At 61.4% G+C, this 19,318-nt stretch carries 16 protein-coding genes; 6 read left to right on the top strand and 10 right to left on the bottom strand.

Translation table 11 applies throughout. From position 1 onward, the window contains the following. Positions 1-40: 40 nt before the first annotated feature. From ACSPX5_RS07690 to ACSPX5_RS07660, 7 genes are all read right to left on the bottom strand, one after another. Positions 41-694: a dienelactone hydrolase family protein gene (locus ACSPX5_RS07690; RefSeq protein ID WP_169430141.1), complete on the bottom strand. Its 654-nt coding sequence runs from the start codon at positions 692-694 to the stop codon at positions 41-43. After that, a complete protein-coding gene (locus tag ACSPX5_RS07685; RefSeq protein WP_439821340.1) occupies positions 687-1,391 on the bottom strand; it encodes a phosphoribosyltransferase in 705 nt (234 codons plus the stop codon). Before ACSPX5_RS07685 ends, ACSPX5_RS07690 begins: the two co-directional genes overlap by 8 nt. A 56-nt stretch (positions 1,392-1,447) precedes the next feature. Further along, positions 1,448-2,338 (bottom strand): universal stress protein, encoded by an 891-nt coding sequence (locus ACSPX5_RS07680; protein ID WP_323161448.1) that lies wholly within the window; start codon positions 2,336-2,338, stop codon positions 1,448-1,450. A 335-nt stretch (positions 2,339-2,673) separates the two neighbouring features. Continuing rightward, positions 2,674-6,270, bottom strand: a complete 3,597-nt coding sequence (gene mgtA, locus ACSPX5_RS07675) for a magnesium-translocating P-type ATPase (RefSeq protein WP_439821339.1) — start codon at positions 6,268-6,270, stop codon at positions 2,674-2,676. Positions 6,271-6,315: 45 nt separating this feature from the next. Beyond that, positions 6,316-7,701, bottom strand: a complete 1,386-nt coding sequence (locus tag ACSPX5_RS07670) for an MBL fold metallo-hydrolase RNA specificity domain-containing protein (RefSeq protein ID WP_169430137.1) — start codon at positions 7,699-7,701, stop codon at positions 6,316-6,318. A 97-nt stretch (positions 7,702-7,798) separates the two neighbouring features. Further along, complete coding sequence (locus ACSPX5_RS07665) at positions 7,799-8,719, bottom strand: universal stress protein (RefSeq protein ID WP_169432627.1); 921 nt, start codon at positions 8,717-8,719, stop codon at positions 7,799-7,801. A gap of 72 nt (positions 8,720-8,791) precedes the next feature. Then, positions 8,792-9,025 (bottom strand): Lpp/OprI family alanine-zipper lipoprotein, encoded by a 234-nt coding sequence (locus ACSPX5_RS07660; protein ID WP_169430136.1) that lies wholly within the window; start codon positions 9,023-9,025, stop codon positions 8,792-8,794. 223 nt (positions 9,026-9,248) lie between these two features. Between ACSPX5_RS07660 and ACSPX5_RS07655 the strand changes: the two genes are divergently transcribed. Genes ACSPX5_RS07655 through ACSPX5_RS07645 form a run of 3 tightly spaced genes read left to right on the top strand, consistent with a single transcriptional unit; the run spans position 9,249 to position 12,202 of the window. Continuing rightward, a complete protein-coding gene (locus tag ACSPX5_RS07655; protein WP_169430135.1) occupies positions 9,249-9,896 on the top strand; it encodes a BON domain-containing protein in 648 nt (215 codons plus the stop codon). Positions 9,897-9,918: 22 nt separating this feature from the next. Further along, positions 9,919-11,760: an ATP-dependent zinc metalloprotease FtsH gene (gene ftsH, locus ACSPX5_RS07650; protein ID WP_439821338.1), complete on the top strand. Its 1,842-nt coding sequence runs from the start codon at positions 9,919-9,921 to the stop codon at positions 11,758-11,760. Positions 11,761-11,776: 16 nt separating this feature from the next. Continuing rightward, complete coding sequence (locus tag ACSPX5_RS07645) at positions 11,777-12,202, top strand: potassium channel family protein (RefSeq protein ID WP_439821337.1); 426 nt, start codon at positions 11,777-11,779, stop codon at positions 12,200-12,202. Between the two features lie 4 nt (positions 12,203-12,206). Here the strand turns inward: ACSPX5_RS07645 and ACSPX5_RS07640 are convergent, their stop codons facing one another. Beyond that, a complete protein-coding gene (locus ACSPX5_RS07640) occupies positions 12,207-14,582 on the bottom strand; it encodes a phosphoketolase family protein (protein WP_439821336.1) in 2,376 nt (791 codons plus the stop codon). A 245-nt stretch (positions 14,583-14,827) separates the two neighbouring features. On the opposite strand from ACSPX5_RS07640, the gene fnr reads away from it, so the two are divergent. After that, a complete protein-coding gene (gene fnr / locus ACSPX5_RS07635; protein WP_169430131.1) occupies positions 14,828-15,574 on the top strand; it encodes a fumarate/nitrate reduction transcriptional regulator Fnr in 747 nt (248 codons plus the stop codon). 24 nt (positions 15,575-15,598) lie between these two features. Beyond that, positions 15,599-16,582, top strand: coding sequence for a zinc-dependent alcohol dehydrogenase family protein (locus ACSPX5_RS07630; protein ID WP_439821335.1), 984 nt, complete (start codon positions 15,599-15,601; stop codon positions 16,580-16,582). On the opposite strand, the gene ACSPX5_RS07625 is transcribed toward ACSPX5_RS07630, so the two are convergent. Next, positions 16,572-17,483, bottom strand: coding sequence for a universal stress protein (locus ACSPX5_RS07625; RefSeq protein ID WP_169430129.1), 912 nt, complete (start codon positions 17,481-17,483; stop codon positions 16,572-16,574). The two genes, ACSPX5_RS07630 and ACSPX5_RS07625, sit on opposite strands and share 11 nt — an antisense overlap. Positions 17,484-17,708: 225 nt before the next feature. Between ACSPX5_RS07625 and ACSPX5_RS07620 the strand changes: the two genes are divergently transcribed. Further along, positions 17,709-18,272 carry a GNAT family N-acetyltransferase gene (locus ACSPX5_RS07620; protein ID WP_169430128.1) on the top strand — a complete coding sequence of 188 codons (564 nt, stop codon included), beginning with the start codon at positions 17,709-17,711 and terminating at the stop codon, positions 18,270-18,272. Between the two features lie 52 nt (positions 18,273-18,324). Here ACSPX5_RS07620 and ACSPX5_RS07615 read toward each other — a convergent pair whose 3' ends face one another. Continuing rightward, the gene (locus ACSPX5_RS07615) at positions 18,325-19,248 is read right to left on the bottom strand and encodes a universal stress protein (protein ID WP_169430127.1); all 924 of its coding nucleotides are present in this window, start codon (positions 19,246-19,248) and stop codon (positions 18,325-18,327) included. Positions 19,249-19,318 lie beyond the last annotated feature (70 nt).

Genomic DNA, 19,318 nt, shown 5'->3' with positions numbered 1-19,318 from the left:
TTGAGTGTTGGCAATCTGCTGCGATAGTAAGAACGACCCACTACGTCGTCCGCAGGTGCTGCTCAAACCAGTCGCCGGCGAGCCTGGCGACTTCTTCCAGCGTGCCAGGCTCTTCAAAAAGATGCGTGGCACCCTCCACGACTTCCATCCGTTGCTCACACCGCAGGATTTGTGAGCTCCGGCGATTCAAGGCCAGTGTCATAGGGTCTTGTGCGCCAACGATCTGCAACGTTGGCGCCTTCACTCGGGCCAGGGCCGGCCCGGCCAGATCGGTTCGCCCACCCCGGCTGACCACTGCCCCTACCACCGACGCCCGCTCGGCGGCAGCCACCATTGCTGCCGCCGCACCGGTACTGGCGCCGAACAGACCAATGAGCAAAGAACACAACTCACGGTCCCGCCCGACCCAATCGATCACATCGATCAACCGTCTAGCCAGCAGGGAAACATCGAAGCGCAGGACCCCGCTAAGATTATCCAGGCGCTGCTCCGGTTCCGTCAGCAAGTCGAAGAGCAGCGAGGCCAAGCCCCGAAGGGCTAATACATCGGCCACGTATTGATTGCGCGGGCTCAATCGACCACTCCCGCTGCCGTGTACGAAGATGACCAGGGCGCGCGCGTTCTCCGGCAAACGCAAATCGGCGGACAATTCAACGCCAGGCAGATCCAGGCATCTAAATTCAGCTTCAGGCATCGCGATGTTCCGTGCAGGAAACGCTCGGCAATTTTCGCTCCCAAGCGCGTTGCAAGAGATCGATGACTTCTTCGTCCGAGGTCTGGGGAAAATCCAGATACCAGTAGCCGATCGACATCATCCAGTCAGGAATGAGCGGACAGATCACTTCGTCCACTTGCATCGATAAATCCTCGACTGTTTCCCGAGGAGCAACCGGTACCGCAACGATGACGCGCTCCGGCGCCTGCATCTTTACCGCCTGGATCGCAGCCATCATCGAAGAACCTGTGGCAAGACCGTCGTCGATCAGGATGACCACCTGGCCCTTTACTTTCGGTGGCGGGCGGGTTCCCCGATACGCTTTTTCACGTCGCGACAGCTCCTGCGCTTCCCGGGCGACCACCGCCTCGAAACCGGCTCGATCGATCGGGTGCGCCCGCAGCGCATCTTCGTTGAGGATTTGTACACCGCCACTGGCTATGGCGCCCATGGCGTATTCGGGGTGCGAAGGGACGCCGAGCTTGCGTACCAGCATCAGGTCCAGCCGCACACGCAGGGCGATGGCGACTTCATAAGCCACTGGGACACCGCCACGGGGCAAGGCCAGGATGATTACCTCAGGCCTGTCAGCGTATTTGAGCAAGGGTTCGACCAAGCGCCGACCGGCTTCGGCGCGGTTAGGCAAGGTCGTTTGCAGTGAGGGACTGTGGATCACGTTAACCTCCTGGGAAGTTGAAGAAGGAAGCTGAACAATGGCGATTCATGACCGCGCTAAACGGCCAGGATGCTGCACGTCACCTGGTACAGGACATGCTCGGTGGTGCTGCCCAACAGTTTGTCCATGCCGTGGCGCTCGACTCTGCCCATCACAATCACGTCCATCTCTCGCTCATCGGCGAACGCTTGCAGCACGGCCACGGGATGCCCCTCGATGAAATGCCGGCGGTCAGCCGGCACGCCATACCGACCAGCCAGGTCGAGGAAGGATTTTTCATGGCCTTGGCGCAACTGACTGTAGAGATCCGGGAGGGTCAGGCCCCCGCCGCCCATATCCCCCAGGAACAGCGCAGATGCGTCGCAGGCATACACCAGGTGCAACTCGGCCTGACACTGGATAGCCAAGCTGGACGCCTGCTGGATGATTCGCTCATTGAGCCCGTCCTCCTGTTCCAGGGTGTCGGCCACATCGACCGCTGCCACTACCTTGCGCGGCAAAGGATGATCACCTTCGCCAGGCAGGTACACCGGTACCGGACAATGACGCAACAGACGCCAGTCCAGTGGGGTAAAGAAACCGCGCTTGAGCGCGGGCTCGCGTTGCACCTGCTTGATCAACAGGTCGGGCTGCATTTCCGCGACATAATCGAGAATGTCTTGCTGCAGGTCATCGGCCCATTTCGCCTCGGCGGTTACTTCAAGCCCCCTGCTGCGCAGGTGACCGGTGTGGTATTCGAGCCAGTTGCGCTGGTCTTGCAGGTACTCTTTGCGTGCTTTTTCCCGATCGCCTTCTTCGAGTAGCGACAAGAGCTTCCAGGTTGGGATCAAGGCGGCGACGTGCAGGCTGGCACCACTGGCCTTGGCCAGCGCGGCGGCATGATCCAGGGCTTTGGACTGGCGCAGGGCCGGGTTGATGATCAGCAATAATCGTTGATACTGGCTCATGATCGGACTCCACGAAGCTTGCTTGTCGCTGCCCGCCACCCTGAACGAACCGCTTGCTGTCCGGTGACCAGGCACCTGTATGGATTTCAGAATCCACCGTGAAGGCGGCCTTGACGTTGATTTATGTCAAGTGCCTGTACCAGCAGGCGACTCGTGGTCAAGCGCTACACCGACAACCTGCAAGTTACCGCTTCAGACGGTGTCGAATGCAATGTGCCGCCCTTCGAGTCGGTAGAGGTCGTGCGCCACGGTGCCACTCGCTGACGGCGATGACGTCAACGCTGGCGGATCGAGATGCACACCCAAAGGTGCTCACGAGCTTCAATCTGCAGGGGTCAACCGATGACCGCACCGCCCCTCGCGCAGCGCTGTGGTGATCGTTGGCGGTGATAGAACACACGCTTCGCGCCTTCGGCGCATATCGTGTACAGCAGACTGATCGCCAGCACCGATGCCAGGATCGGCAACGGCAAGGGCGCCAACCCCAGCGAAGCGGCCATCGGACTGTACGGAAGCCCGATGGCCAGCAGCCCCACCGCCAAGGCACTGACCATCAGTAGCGTCGCCGGGCGACTGCGATAGAACGGTTTGTAGGTGCGCACAATGAAAATCGTCAGCAGCTGGGTCAGCAGCGACTCCACGAACCAGCCGCTACGAAAAACCTCGGGCACCCTCTGTGACAGCAGGTACAAAGCCGCGAACGTCATGAGGTCGAACAACGAGCTCACCAGCCCGAAGACCACCATGAAATTGCGGATCTGATTGATGTCCCAGCGATGCGGGGTACTTTGCCATTCCCGGTCAACGTTATCGCTGGCGATACCCATGGAGGGAATGTCCGACAGGAAGTTGTTGAGCAGGATCTGCTTGGCGAGCAGCGGCAGAAAGGGCAGCGCCAGCGACGCGAGGGCCATGCTGATCATGTTGCCGAAATTGGCGCTGGAAACGATGGAAATGTACTTCAAGGTGTTGGCAAACGTGTGCCGCCCCTCTTCGATGCCCTCACGCAGCACGTCCAGATCATGTTCCAGCAGCACGAAGTCGGCGGCCTGCTTGGCCACGTCGGCAGCGTTGTCCACGGAGATCCCGATGTCCGCCACTTGCAGCGCCGGGGCATCGTTGATTCCGTCGCCCATGTACCCGACCACATGACCGGTCTTCTGCAGGGCGCGGATGATGCGCTCCTTCTGATTGGGGTCGACTTCGGCGAACAGGGTCGTGCGCGCTGCCAGGTGCATCAGCGCCTCATCCTTCATCGCCGCCAGCTCGGCGCCGGTCATGATGCGCTCCACAGGCAGGCCGACAGCCCGGCCGACATGCCGCACCACCAGGTGGTTGTCGCCGCTGATGATTTTCACCTGCACGCCGAGCCTGTCGAGGGTGGCGATGGTTTCCGTGACTCCTGGTTCCGGCGGATCAAAGAACAACAGGAAACCGCGAAAGCTCATGTCTCGCTCATCCTCGCGGCCATAGTGCATCTGTTCCGGCAGCTCACGCGTGGCAAGTCCCAGGACGCGGAAGCCCTGCTCGCTCCACTCGCCGAAGCGTTGCGCGATCAGTGCCCGTTCAGCGCTGTCCAGTGCCAGGCTCTGGCCCCCACGCCGCACATGGGTACAGACTTGCAACACGTTGTCCAACGCTCCCTTGGTGATCATCAAGCGGGGAGCCGGCGACTTCTGGCTGACCACCACACTCAGGCGCTTGCGCACGAAGTCATAAGGGATTTCATCGATTTTCCGCACCCCGTCGTCCGTCCCCAGGTCTTTGCCCGCCAGGGTGATGGCATCGTCCATGGCATTGCGCATGCCGGTCTGCAGGCTCGCGTTGAGCACTGCCAGTTGCAGAACGCTCGGTGCCGCGATGCCTTCGACATCCATCGCTGCGTCCAGAACCACCACCCCACGGGTCAGGGTTCCGGTCTTGTCGGTACACAGAATGTCGATGGTCCCGAGATTTTCAATGGCATTGAGGTGACGCACGATCACGCCCTTGCCGGCCATGCGCTGCGCACCTTTGGCCAGGGTGATACTGAGGATCGCCGGCAACAGTTCCGGCGACAGTCCGATGGACAGAGCAATCGCAAACATCAGCGTGTCGAGGGGTGGACGATGCAGCAGGATGTTGATGCCGAACACCACGATGGTGATCACCAGCATCACGCGCAGCAGCAGGCCGCCAAAGTGCCGCAGGCCTCGCTCGAACTCCGTTTCCGGAGGGCGTAACGCCAGGGTTCTGGCGATATGACCGATCTCACTGTCCTGGCCGTAGCGGGTCACCAGGACTTCGGCCGAACCGCTGCGCACCGAGGTGCCCATGAACACACAGTTGTGACGCTGCGCGAGGGTGGCTTCCGGGGCGCAGTCCCCCGGTGCTTTCTCCACCGGGTAGGTTTCGCCGGTCAGCAGGCTCTCGCCGATGAAACAATCGAGTGCCTGCAGGATACGACCGTCGGCCGCGATCAGGCTGCCGGCGCTGAGCACCAGAATGTCCCCGGGCACCACATCGCTGGCGGCCACATCCAGCAAGTGACCTTCTCGCCGCACGGTCGCGCGCAAGGCAATCTTGCTGCGCAACTGCTCAACCGCCCGGCTGGCACGATTCTCGTACCAGGCACTGAGCACCGCGCTGATCAGCACAATGCACCCGACGATTGCCGCATCCAGCCAGTCCCCCACCCACACGGCAATACCGGCGCCGGCGATCAGAATCAATACCAACGGCGTGCGCATCTGCTCCAGTACCAGCCTGCCCAGTCCTTGGGGTCGATCCTTGATCGGGGTGGGGGCTCGACGCCGTCGTGCCCTGGCTTGAGCGTGACTCAATCCTGCCGGCCCACTGTGCAAGGTACTGAACAATTGACTGACCGCCGGACTCCAGTAATCCGTGTTGGCCGCAGGGCCGTGCCCGTGGGCGGAGGAATGCCATTCCCGGTGCGCCAGCCAAAGACCGGGAAGCATCGGCAACCAGAACGTCAGGCCGCGAAACAGCAAGGTCGCGGAAAGCGCCACCGCTACATCGATACCGGCCCAGTGCATGGTGACGACGGCAGCCGCCTCGAACGCCCCAAGGCCTCCCGGCACGATGCCGATACTGCGCAAGACGCTGGCGAGCATGAAGCCTGCAAACAGGCCCAGAGGCGGTGCCGAAACACCCAGCGAGCGCACCAGAACCCACAGGGTTGTGCTGTCCAGAAGGATGATTGCCAGTTCCAGCAAGGTGATGCGCAACAGCAGAAGGTGGTTGCGCACCAGGCGCCGGTCCGCGCCGGTCAGCAAGGCAAGGCTTCTGGCAACGATCGCCAACCGTTGGCCGGGCACATGTGTCGTCAGTCGTGCATTACCCGCCAGACCCGGAGTGACAATCGCCAGCAGCAGGCTGAATGCGACGAAGATCACGCAGGTGGTCAGCACGGCCGTCGTGCCGTGCCCCTGAACAATGATGACCGGCAACGCCAGGCCCACTGACAAGGCATAGGCCAGAAAATACCCCGACAGGTCCAGTACCAGACACGCCAGCACCACCGGCCTGACAAAGCCCAGACGAACAAACGAGGCCACGACAGCGAACGCCCCGCTGATCCCGGAGGATGGCAGCGCCTGGTCGACAAACAGCTTCATCACGCTGAGCTTGCCCGCGACCCACAGGGACAGGTCCTGGCCTGCGGCCTTGAGCACTACGCGAAACACCTGGCCCTGGGCAACGTATGTCAGGGCCTGCAGAACGCAAGCAACGATGAGCCATTGCGGCTCCGCCTGCGTCAGCAAGCGGCTGAAGGATTCAACATCGGTAAAATGCAGAGCAACCGCTACCACCGTCGCAAACATCGCGGCGCCCAGCAGCCAGGTCAGCCACAGGGCCGACCGGCTGTAATGCCGGTCAAGTTCCAGTGCAGGCCGCCGGTGGATCTCTGAAACGGGCGGTTTTAACGCCATGCCGTGCCCCTGCGCATTCATTCGCGTAACGGTTTCGTCTGCCCGTCAGGCCTTGTCTGGTGTATCACCGACAGCGGCCAGTTCGACGCTGTCGCGGTACTCCGGCACCGACACCGACCAGCCCAGCTCCAGACTGATGCGCCGGCGCAGTACGTCCGATGCATTGGGTTCGCCGTGTACCACGAAGGTGTGTTTCGGCGGGCGCTTGAAGCCGCGCAGCCATTGCATGATTTCATCGGCATCGGCATGCGCCGACAGGGTCTGCATCGGCACCACCTCGGCACGGATCGGGACCTCCTGGCCGTGAATGCGCACCGAAGGGGCTCCTGCCACGATCTGTGCACCACGGGTACCACCCGCCTGAAAGCCCGGCATCAGCAGCGAGTTCGACGGGTTCGGTGCCAACGCCTTGAGGTGGTGCAGCACCCGCCCGCCCGTGGCCATGCCGCTGGCAGCGATGATCACCGCCGGCGTGCGCTGCCTGTCCAGTTCGATCGACTCGTCGGTCGAACGCACAAAATGCGTCCCGCTGCACATCCCTTCGCAGCTTTGCGGCGACAACCGGTGTTCGCTGCGAAAGCGCTGGTACAAACGCGTGACATCCGTAGCCATCGGGCTGTTGAGATAGATCGGCAGATCGGGGATCGCATGCTGCTGCTTGAGGCGGTACAAGTGGTACATCAACAATTGCGCCCGGCCCACCGCAAATGAAGGCACCAGGGTAATACCGTGACGCAGCGCCGTACGATTGATCACGTCGGCTAATTGGTGCTCCGGGTCCTCGTCTGGATGCTTGCGATCACCGTAGGTCGATTCCACCAGCAGATAATCCGCCTGCTCGATGGTTTCAGGGGCAAACATCAACGGGTCTTCAGGGCGCCCGAGATCGCCGGAACACACCAGTGTCACCCCGTCAGCGACCACTTCCACGGTGCTGGCCCCCAGAATATGACCGGCCCCGCGCAACAGGACGCTCAGGCCAGGGACGATTTCGACCCGATGGTGCCACTCGATCGGGTGCAACAGTTTCAACGTCTGCTCGGCGTCCTGCTCGGTGTACAGCGGCAATGCCGGCGAGTGTTTGGAGAAACCGTGCCGATTGGCGAAACCGGCCTCCTCTTCCTGCAGGCGGCCGCTGTCAAGCAAGAGGATTTTCACCAGCTCACAGGTCGCCTCTGTCGCATAGATCGGCCCTCGATAGCCGTTGCGCACCAGTACCGGCAGGTAGCCGCTGTGATCGAGATGGGCATGGGTCAGGACAATCGCGTCCAGATCCTGCACAGGTAACTGAAAAGGGTCCCGGTTGTGCAGACGCAATTGCTTGTAGCCCTGAAACAGGCCGCAGTCGATCAATACATGCCGATCCCTGTGATCCAGCAGATACTTGCTACCGGTGACGGTGCCGGCCGCACCCAGAAAAGTGATTCGCATGGCCAATTCCCCAGCCTCGACAAGAGCGTCATTGATCGCTCTTTTTGCCTCGCTGCCCTTTGATTTTTATCAACTGCTCCCCTGACTGGCGCTGCCATCAGTCGAAACCGGACGTGGGTTTGACGATCATCAGGCTGCACGGTGCCCGGTTCGTCAACGTTTCGACCGTACTGCCGACAGAACCATCGACATCGCGGTGATAGGCCGACCCCAGCACCAGCATGTCGAAAGCGTTCTGGCGGGCGAACAGTTCGATCACCTTGTGGGGAATGCCGGTCAGTTGATGCCGGCACGGTTTGCCGATGGCGTAGCGTTCGGCAAGCGCATCGAATGCCTCTTGCTGGGTATCGGTGATCGCCTCGCACAAGCTGTGGTCCAGACTCAATGTCGGCACACTCATCGCAGCGTCCCCCAGCACCGACCAGTTACAGACGTTCAACAGGTGCAACGTCGCCCCGGTTGCGTCCGCCAGGGTGGTAGCCAGGTCGAGAATCCGGTCGTTGAGGCCCTGGGTCAGCTCTTCCAGATGAGAAAGGTCGACGGCTGCCAGTATTTTCGCAGGCATGGAGTTCGCGTTTTCGCTCACCAGGTGCAGATGAGCCGGGCAATCGCGCAGCAATACCCAGTCCAGCGGCCGGTGAAAGGCACGCTCGAGTGCCGGCACATAGTGCATGTCCTTGATCACCAGATCGGCATGGAAGTCATTGATGTATTCGAGCACATGGGCGGGCGTGGTCCTGGCCCACACCACTTCGGTGCTGACGGGCAGTCGGGCGCTGCGCTGAAACCGCGCTTGCTGTTCCAGCCACTGCCGATGCACTTGCAGGTAGCCCTCCCGCGCCTGCGCCATCGCATTCGGGTCAAAGAGCCCCGCCACCGCCAGCGCCTGGACATAATCGAATGCCACGATGTGCAAAAGCGCTCCGGTCGCCCTGGCCAGCGCCTGAGCCCGCTCGAAGGCCGGTGAGCGGTTCATCTCGGGGGGAGCAATCAACAAAATACGTTTGAGTTTGAGCATCACTTTCTCCGGCAATGCCTGGCCGGTCCCTGCCAGCCTCACGTCCCTGTTCCGACTCACGGATGATCTCGATTACTTGCGTGCCGCTTTTTCGGCTATGCGTCTTGCGCGCTCATACGCCTCTTGCGCCGCTCGCTGCGCCTGCTCTGCCTTGAGCAACGCCTCATCGGCCCGAAGCCTGGCGGTTGCGGCATTGTCCTCGGCGGACTCCAGTCGAGCGTCGAACTCTTCGGTCTGGCGATGACCGCAACCGCCAGTCGCCGCCACCAGCACACCGAGCACGACAATGACCAAGCGCCTGTTCATGGTTTTCTCCTCGATGGATCAATGCTGAAGATCGTGTCGGTTTGAGTATCTGGCGTTGGCCGCCGCCGGCTCTGATCTTTGTCAAACAAATCGCTCGCTTGCGGCCGCTGCAGCCCGAACAGCCATTGTTGATATTCCTCAACGAAATTTTGTCGCTCAGGCGTAGAAAAAAAACACCGGGCACCTGTTCCCTGCCCTCTCACATAGCCACGAGGAGACCGTCATGAACGACTTGAGCCTGCGCAAATGCATTCTGGAGGAGCTCGAATTCCAGCCTGAAATCGACGCTGCCAACATTGGTGTGTCCGTGGAGGATGGCGTGGTCACGTTGACGGGGCATGTCAAAAGCTACGCTCAGAAAGTCAGCGCAGAACGTGCGGTAAAACGGGTCAGGGGCGTACGTGCGCTGGCCGAAGAAATCGAAGTCAGGCTCGAGAGAAATGCCGGTACCGCAGACGACACCATCGCCAGCCGCGCGTTGAAAATCATCCACTGGAGTTCCGACGTACCCGAGGGCGATATCAAGGTCATCGTGCAGGGCGGGCGGATCACGCTGGAAGGCGAAGTCGACTGGCAATACCAGAAGGAAACCGTCGAGCGCTCGGTACGCAAGCTCACGGGCGTCACCGCCGTGAACAATTGCCTGACCCTGCGTCCGCGACTGGACGTCTTCGATATCCAGCAACGCATCGAAGCCGCGCTCAAACGCAATGCCGAAGTCGAAGCCAAGGATATTCGCGTCAAGGTCGAAGGCGATGTGGTGACGCTTGAAGGCCGGGTTCACCTGTGGCGTGAACGGCAGATCGCCGAGCGTGCCGCCTGGTCGGTGCCCGGCGTCAGTCGGGTCGAGGACCATCTGCTGCTGGCATAAACCTCCTCGTCGAGCCATGACCATGAAAAACAATCACCCGTGGAACCTGTCGTATTTCCTGATCGCTTTTGTGGTGCTGGCCCTTGTGCAGTTTCTGTTCGCCGAACGCCATGCCGTGCAAAACATTCCGTACAGTCAGTTCCTGCAGTTGGTGAACGAGCAAAAGGTCAGTGATCTGCGGGTCGAGAAAGACCAGATCAGCGGCAAGTTGCGCGAACCCGTCGATGGCCGTGAACTGTTCACCACGGTGCGGGTGGATTCGACGCTGGCCACGGACCTGGTGCATTCGGGGGTGACGTTCAGCGGCGTCAATGAGAACACCCTGCTCAGCGGGCTGCTGGGCTGGTTGATGCCACTGATCCTGATCATGGTGGTCTGGCACTTTGCGTTGCGCGGTTTCGCTGAAAAACAGGGGCTGGGCGGCCTGATGAATATCGGAAAATCCCGGGCCAAAGTGTTTGTCGAGCGGGATACCGGCGTCACCTTCGCCGACGTTGCCGGGATCGAGGAAGCCAAGCTCGAACTGATGGAGATCGTTTCGTTCCTGAAGGACAAGGCCCGTTATGCCCGCCTCGGCGCGCACGTTCCCAAGGGTACGCTGCTGGTCGGTCCACCCGGTACCGGCAAGACGCTGGTGGCCAAAGCCATTGCCGGCGAGGCTGGCGTACCGTTTTTCTCGATCTCCGGTTCTGAGTTCGTGGAGATGTTCGTCGGCGTCGGTGCCGCGCGGGTCCACGATCTGTTCGAGCAGGCACGCCAGGCCGCGCCGTGCATCATCTTCATCGATGAACTGGATGCGCTGGGCAAGATGCGCGGCGCCGGTGCGTTCGGTGGCAATGACGAAAAGGAGCAGACCCTCAATCAACTGCTCTCGGAGCTGGATGGTTTCGATCCTCGGGAAGGCGTGGTGCTTCTGGCTGCAACCAATCGGCCGGAGGTTCTCGATCCGGCGCTGTTGCGCGCAGGGCGAATCGACCGGCAAGTGCTGATCGACCGCCCGGACCGCAAGGGCCGACAGGCGATTCTCAAGGTACACCTGCAGAAAATCACCGTGGCACCGAACATCGATAGCGAGCGTATCGCCGACATCACCACCGGTTTCACCGGCGCGGATCTGGCAAACCTGGTGAACGAGGCGGCCATCGTCGCGACGCGGCGCGGCGCCGACCAGGTCGACATCGTCGACTTCACCGCCGCCGTGGAACGGCTGATTGCCGGCGTCGAGCGCAAAAGCAGTGTGCTGCGCCCTGAGGAACGCCGGGTAGTGGCTTATCACGAAATGGGCCACGCGCTGGCCGCCAGCCATTTGCCGGCCATGGATCCGGTACACAAAGTCTCGATCGTGCCACGCGCTATCGGCTCACTCGGGTATACCTTGCAGCGACCGACCGAAGACCGCTTTCTGATCAGTTGCCAGATGCTCAAGGACCGCATGGTCGTGCTGATGGCAGGACGGGCTGCGGAATTCCTCGTGATCGGGGAGATTTCCACCGGCGCCGCCGATGACCTGACCCACGCCACGGACATCGCCCGGCAGTTGGTCACCCGCTTTGGCATGAGCCGCGAACTCGGCCAGGCCGTTCTGGAGCGGCGCAACGCGACCTGGCTCGGCGAACGCGTGCCGGGGCCCGGCGAAAAAGACTATTCGGAACAGACCGCGCGGGAAATCGACTTGGCCATTCGCGCCCTGCTGGACGAAGCCTGGCAGCGCGCCAAAGCGCTGCTCGAAAGGTTGCGGCCCGACCTGGATGCCGGCGCCCGCCTCTTGCTGCAAAAGGAAACCCTGACCCCCGAGGAATTCGCCCCGCTACGACCCCTGCAGCCGGTTGCGCAACCTGTGCGGACCGACACGGCACCGTCCTGAACCGGGAGGCTGGTCAATGCTGGCAGTCACGCTGATCAACACGCTGGTGGTGATCGTCGCCGTAGTCATTCACTACGAATGCCTGCTGCGTCTGAACGATTGGTTGCCGCGCCTGAAACTGTGGCGCCGATTCAGGATTGTCGTCGGCGTGTTTGGCAGCCTGCTGGCCCATGCCATCGAAGTCTGGGCATTTGCCCTGGCGTATTACCTGATGGCGCATTCCGGTAAATGGGGCTATCTGACAGGCAACTTCGACGGCACCTTCATGGACTGCGTGTGCTTCTCCTTCACCACCTACACGACCATCGGTTTCGGTGACATTTCCCCGGTCGGCCACCTCAAATACCTGACGGGCCTGGAGGCGCTGACCGGTCTGGTCCTCATTACCTGGACCGCCTCGTTTCTGTTCCTCGAAATGCAGAAATACTGGAAGAGCAAGTAGCCGCTCACGGGGATGACGGAGGCGTCCACTGCCAGTTACGCACCTCGGGCAGGTCCTCGCCATGCTCGATGAGATAGAGTTTGTGCCGCTCCATTTGCGACCAGTAGCGGGCCCGTGCTTCATGTACCTGGTCCTGCAACCGCGGCACGCGCTCGAACACATCGAGCATCAACCGATAGCGATCCAGACTGTTGATCACGGCCATGTCGAACGGGGTGGTGGTCGCGCCCTCCTCCTTGAAGCCACGGACATGGAAATTGTCATGACTGGCACGTTTATAGAGCAACCGGTGAACCAGTGCCGGGTAACCGTGGAAGGCGAAGATCACCGGTTTGTCGACGGTAAACAACGTGTCGAATGCACTGTCCGACAAGCCGTGAGGATGCTGATACGACGGTTGCAGCACCATCAGGTCCACGACATTGATCACCCGCACCCGCAGATCCGGCACGCAGTCGCGCAACAGGGTCACCGCGGCCAGGGTTTCCAGGGTCGGTACGTCTCCGGCGCAGGCCATGACCACATCCGGTGCCGGGTCGTCGCGGCAGGCCCAGGCCCAGCGACCGATACCGGCCTGGCAATGGCGTTGCGCCGCGTCGATGTCCAGCCACTGCCATTCCGGTTGTTTGCCGGCCACGATGACGTTGATGTAATGGCGGCTGCGCAGGCAATGGTCGGCCACCGACAGCAGGCAATTGGCGTCCGGCGGCAGGTAGATCCGCGCGATGTCGGACTTTTTGTTCGCCAGCAGATCGATGAACCCCGGGTCCTGATGCGAAAAACCGTTGTGGTCCTGGCGCCACACATGGGACGTGAGCAGATAGTTGAGCGACGCCACCGGTTTGCGCCACGGTACTTCGGCAGCGGTCTTGAGCCACTTGGCGTGCTGATTGACCATCGAATCGACGATATGGATGAACGCCTCGTAGCAGGACAGCAAGCCGTGGCGGCCGGTCAGCAGATAACCCTCCAGCCAGCCCTCGCACACCTGCTCGCTGAGTATCTCCATGACCCGGCCATCGGCACTCAGGTTCAAATCGTCAGGCTCCAGCGGATCAAGCCAGGTCTTGCCGGTGACTTCGTACACCGCATCGAGACGATTGGAGGCGGTTTCATCTGGGCCGAACAAGCGAAAATTGCGGGTCGCCAGGCTGTTCTTCATCACCTCGCGCAGGTACGTCCCCAGTACCCGCGTGGCCTCGGCACGTACACTGCCGGGGGTGTCGAGCGGTACGGCGAAGTCGGCAAACCGGGGCAGATCCAGTGGCCGCAGCAACAGCCCGCCATTCCCGTGGGGATTGGCGCTCATGCGCCGATGGCCCGTGGGCGCGAGCGCCGCGATCTCCGGCATCAGCGTCCCTTGGGCGTCAAACAGCTCTTCGGGACGATAACTGCTCAACCACGCTTCCAGCTGTTGCAGGTGAACCGGCTGGCTGAAGTCGGCCAGCGGCACCTGATGCGCACGCCAGGTGCCTTCGACGCGGTGACCATCGACAAACTGTGGCCCGGTCCAGCCCTTGGGCGTGCGCAATATCAGCACCGGCCAGACGGGCCGGTGCGCCACGGCATGGGCCGGCCGCCGACGCGCGTCACGCTGGATCCGGCGAATCTTCAGCAGCATCGTATCCAGGGTCTGCGCCAGCACCTGATGCACCTGCATCGGATCATCGCCTTCTACGAAGTACGGATCGTAGCCATAGCCGCGCATCAGCGCCGACAGTTCGTCCTCGGGGATTCGGGACAGCACCGTGGGGTTGGCGATCTTGTAGCCATTGAGGTGCAGGATCGGCAGCACCGCCCCGTCACGCACCGGGTTGAGAAACTTGTTTGAATGCCAGCTGGCGGCCAGCGTACCGGTTTCAGCTTCGCCGTCGCCGATCACGCACGCGACGATCAGATCAGGGTTGTCGAACGCTGCACCATAGGCGTGCGCCAGGCTGTAACCGAGTTCACCGCCTTCGTGGATGGAACCGGGAATCTGCGCCGACACGTGGCTTGAGAGGCCATACGGCCAGGAAAACTGCCGAAACAGACGCAACAGGCCATTGGCATTGCGCTCGACCGTCGGACAGACCTCGGTGTAAGTGCCTTCCAGATACGTATGCGCCACCACAGCCGGCCCGCCATGACCGGGGCCGGCAACGAACAGCATGTTCAGGTCATAGGTGGTGATCAACCGGTTGAGATGGGTGTAGATCAGGTTCAGCCCCGGTGTCGTCCCCCAGTGTCCCAACAAACGCGGCTTGATATGGCTGCGACGCAGCGGCATCGCGAGCAACGGGTTGTCCTTGAGGTAAATCTGCCCGACGGCCAGGTAATTACTCGCCCGCCAGTAAGCGTCCAGACCTTCCACTTGCTCTGCACTGAGAAACTCGCTCATGAGATTGCCCGCCAGACCATTCAACACCGGTTCATCGATTCTGGAAGCCTGAAGCCCGCAAGACTTGATATAAATCAAGCGTCGCCATCAGCGAAAACGCTCAATTGACCACCTGTCCGGAAGCGATAATAGATGATGGGCGACATATTCCGTTGGTCGTTTTTTACCTTTGCCGACGCCGGTTTGAGTTCCCCTGACAGGCTGGCGACTATGCTTAAAAGCACAACGTGATGGGGATCACATTCATGCCCGATACAAAACCACTGCAATTTCGTCAGCTCAAGTCTGCCTGCTCCAACTGCAGTGTGTTGGAACTGTGTTTGCCGATCGGCCTGTCCGGGCAAGAGGTAGAGCGGCTGGATGCGCTGATCGTGCAGCGTTTCAAGGTCAGGAAAGGCGCGGCACTTTATCGCGAGGGTGATCCGCTGCGATCCCTGTATGCCGTTCGCCTGGGGTCATTCAAGACCAACGTGCTGTCCGTCGACGGGCGCGAACAGGTCACCGGGTTTCAAATGCCGGGAGAAATGCTCGGCCTGGACGCCATCAGCACTGACGCGCACGCCTGTAACGCCTTCGCGCTGGAAGACAGCGAAGTCTGCCCGATCCATTTCACCCATCTGGAAAAACTGGCGCAGCAACTGCCCTCGCTGCAGCACAACCTGACCAAGCTGCTGAGCCGGGAAATCGTGCGCGACCACGACATGCTCATGTTGCTCGGTACGATGAACTCCGACGAACGCCTGGCGGCCTTCCTGCTGAACCTGTCGCAACGCTTGAACCAGCGCGGCTACTCGGCGAAAAACTTCGTACTGAAAATGCGCCGCGAGGAAATCGGCTCGTACCTGGGATTGCGCCTGGAAACCATCTGCCGGGGCATCGCGCACCTGCGCGATCAGGGCCTGGTGGAAATCTCCGGGCGCGATGTGAAAATCCACAATCTGGAAGGGCTCAAACAGATGATCGCCGGTTGCCATCGCCCTACCTTGTGCTGATCCCGTCAAATCTGGAGCCTGCCTGTGCGCGCCATGGTTCTGCATTCGCCCGGACAGCCGCTGCAACGGGAAGATCGTCCGGTCCCGGTGCCCGGCGCACGGCAACTGCTGATCAAAGTCCTGGCCTGCGGCGTGTGCCGCACTGATTTGCACCTGCTCGACGGCGAACTGCCGCAAGCGGTGTTGCCACGGGTGCCAGGGCACGAAATCGTCGGTGAAGTCACCGCCGTGGGCGGCGACGTCGCCCCGGAGTGGATCGGGCGACGGGTCGGTGTTCCCTGGCTGGGCTGGACCTGTGGCGAATGCTCGTTCTGTCGCTCGGGCCGGGAAAACCTCTGCGATCAGGCGCAGTTCACCGGCTGCCAACTGGACGGCGGTTACGCCGAGTACACCGTTGCCGACTCGCGATTCTGCTTCCCGATTCCCGATACGCTGAGCGACCAACAGGCCGCGCCACTGCTGTGTGCCGGGCTGATCGGCTTTCGTGCGTTGCAAATGGCCCGTGACGCCCGACACCTGGGGCTCTACGGATTTGGCGCGGCAGCCCACCTGGCGATCCAGATCGCCCAGGGTCGCCACCAACAGGTGTACGCCTTCACCCGGCCCGAGGATCACGAAAGCCAGGCCTATGCCCGCACGCTGGGGGCCGTATGGGCCGGCCCTTCGGATCAACTGCCGCCCCATCCGCTGGACGCCGGCCTGATTTTCGCCCCGGTCGGTGCGCTGGTGCCTATGGCGCTCTCGGCAACGGTCAAGGGAGGCTGCGTGATCTGCGCCGGTATCCACATGAGCGACATTCCCGCCTTCCCCTATCGTCTGCTCTGGGGCGAACGCAGCCTGCGCTCGGTAGCCAACCTGACCCGTGAGGACGGCACCGCGTTTTTCACCGAACTGCAACACACGCCGGTGCACTGCGACATCACCCGGTTTGCGCTGGATGACGCCAATCAGGCCCTGGCCTGTTTGCGCAGCGGCCGGTTCAACGGCGCCATCGTGCTCACCCCCTGATGCTTTGCCGCACCGCGAGAATACTGCCCGGCACGCTGTACAGCGCCCGCTCGGTGTTGCTGCCGATCAAGCGGTCGATACCCACCCGGTGCACGGTGCCCATCACCACCACATCGGCCTGATACTGTTCGACAAACTCGCTGATCACCGGCACCGGCAACCCCATGACAAAGTGCCGGCGCTCCGGGGGCACGCCATAACGGTCGGCCAGACTGACGAAAGCCATGTGCAACGCCTGGCGCAACTCTTCGGCAAAATCCACGCCCCAGCCGCCACCGACCAGCGGCGCGTCGCCGTTGAACGCAGCCGACAAATCGTAGGCATACAGCAGGTGCAGCGGCGCATCGCACTGCAAGGCCAGGGCATTGGCAGTTTGAATGATGGTGTCGTTCAGACCGCTGATCTGCGTGGCCGGATCAAACGGATCGACCGCGGCCACCACACGGTGCGGCACCCCGTAACGCGCCTGATTCACCAGGTGCACCGGCACCGCGCACTCGCGCAGCAGGTGGCAATCGAGCGGCGTGATGAACACGCGCTTGAGCGCCGGTTCCAGGGTGACGTCCTTGATCAGCAGATCCGGCTTGAGGTCTTCGACGGCGCGCAGGATGTCCGCCAGCGGGTGCGTGGTGAACACGACCTCGACGGTGGCCTCGATGCCCAGGTCGCCCAGACGCTGTTCTTCATCCGCGACCCAGCGGCGATAGCGACGCAAATAGCGCTGGTAGCTGGCGTCGTCGGTTTTCTCTTCCCACACATGCACCACCGGCACGGGATCGGCAAACGCTCGCACATGCAATACCGCGCCACACGTCTTGGCCAGCGCCACGGCGCGTGTCATCGCCGCAGACGGATGCAGGTTCGGGTCGGCGATCAGTAATAAACGTTGATATTGGCCCATCACACACCTCGGTTCGGACATATTCACCCATGCCAATGAGCCAAGACTGCGCCTGCCATGCCCATGGCCGGGTTGATTTACATCAGAAAGGCGCAAATCAGCGCCACACATCGACGGTCTCTGATCCAGATCAGATTCCGGTCGCGCCAGCGGCGTAGAAAGGACTCAACCGCGAGGTGCATCACCCCGCGCCAACCTGAGAAAAAGCGCCAGGAGGACCACCCCATGCTCACTGTCAAAGACCACAACGAACGCGCTGCTGCGGCCTATGCCGCGGTGTCCGGGCAATACTGGATCGAAGCACTCAAGGATGGTCGCCACATTCTGATCCGCCCATTGGCGCAAAAGGATCGCGAGCGCGAATACGCCTTCATCAAGCGGCTCTCTCCCGAGTCACGGCACATGCGTTTTCTCGCGCAGATCAACGAGCCGGGCAAGGCGATGCTCGACCAGTTGATGGACACCGATAACAAAAAGCGCATGGCTTACATCGCTCTGGTGCACGAAAACGGCCAACTCATCGAAATCGGCGTCAGCCGCTATGCCGCCACTGACGAACACGAATGTGAATGCGCCGTGACCGTCGCCGATGAATGGCAGCATCTGGGGCTGGGGACCTTGTTGATGGAACACCTGATCAAGGCTGCCCGCCGCAACGGTTTCCATCGGATGTATTCGGTGGACGCGTCCAGCAATGCACCCATGCGCGACCTGGCCAGAGAGCTGGGTTTCGAGACGCATCATGACCCCGAAAGCAGCAGTCAGGTGATCCACAGTCTCCACCTGTAAAAAATCACCCCGCGATGTTCAGGCCAACGGTTCATCGCGGGGTGATCCAGGTTCAGCTCTGCGACTGCCCGCCCGGCTTGATCGCAAACACACTGCAGGGTGCGCGATGCAGGAGTTGCTCGGCGGTCGTGCCCAATAACTTGTTCAAGCCATTGTGCTGCACGGTGCCCATGACGATCACGTCCGTGTCATGTTGGCTGGCGAACTCGCAAATGTTCGGCACTGGCGCGCCCTCGATGAAATGGCGCCGCTGCACCTCAACCCCGTGACGCTCCGCCAGCGCGGCGAAGGCTTCATGTTGAGCCGTACCCAAGGATTCATAGAGCCCGGTCGCCAAGGGCAAGGCGCCCACACCCATGTCCGTTGCGTACACCGCAGCCCAGTCATACACATGGACCAGATCCAGGTCGGCGCCACACTGCTCGGCCAGCTTCACCGCCGCATCGATGATCTGATCGTTGAACACCAGATCCTGCTCCTCGCTGCGCAGCACATCGACGATGACCATGATATGGCGCGGCCGAGGGTGGCGGTCATTGGTCACCAGATGCACCGGCACCGGACAATCGCGCAGCAACTGCCAGTCCAGCGGGGTGAAGAACACGCGCTTGAGGGCCGACTCTTCCTGCGCATCCTTGATGATCAGCGCCAACGACTGTTCATGGACGAAATGCAGGATTTCCTCATAAGGGCGCTGCACCCAGAGCACCTCGCTGGTGACCTCGATACCATGCTTGCCCAAGTGTGCAGCCTGCTCCGCGAGCCAATCGCGATGGCGCTGCAGATAACTTTCCCGGGCCACGCTGATTTCTTCGGCAGCAAACAGCCCCGCCACCGCCAGCGCCTGCAAGTAATCGAACGCGACAATATGCAACGGCAACTGCATGACCTGCGCCAGTGCGCCGGCGCGTTCGAACGCCGGTGTGCGCGTCATGGCGGGGGGAGCGACCAACAATAAACGCTGAGTCTGTGACATGGGACACCTCGGCATGCAGCCATCTGAAAGAACACCGGTACAGATTGAGCCATGCAGCCGCAAGCCATTT

Origin of the sequence: Pseudomonas sp. HLG18, assembly GCF_051903985.1 — a bacterium.
Classification (GTDB): Bacteria; Pseudomonadota; Gammaproteobacteria; order Pseudomonadales; family Pseudomonadaceae; genus Aquipseudomonas; species Aquipseudomonas fluorescens_BT.
Note: the sequence above shows the minus strand (reverse complement) of the source record. Positions and strands in the feature narration are given on the sequence as shown.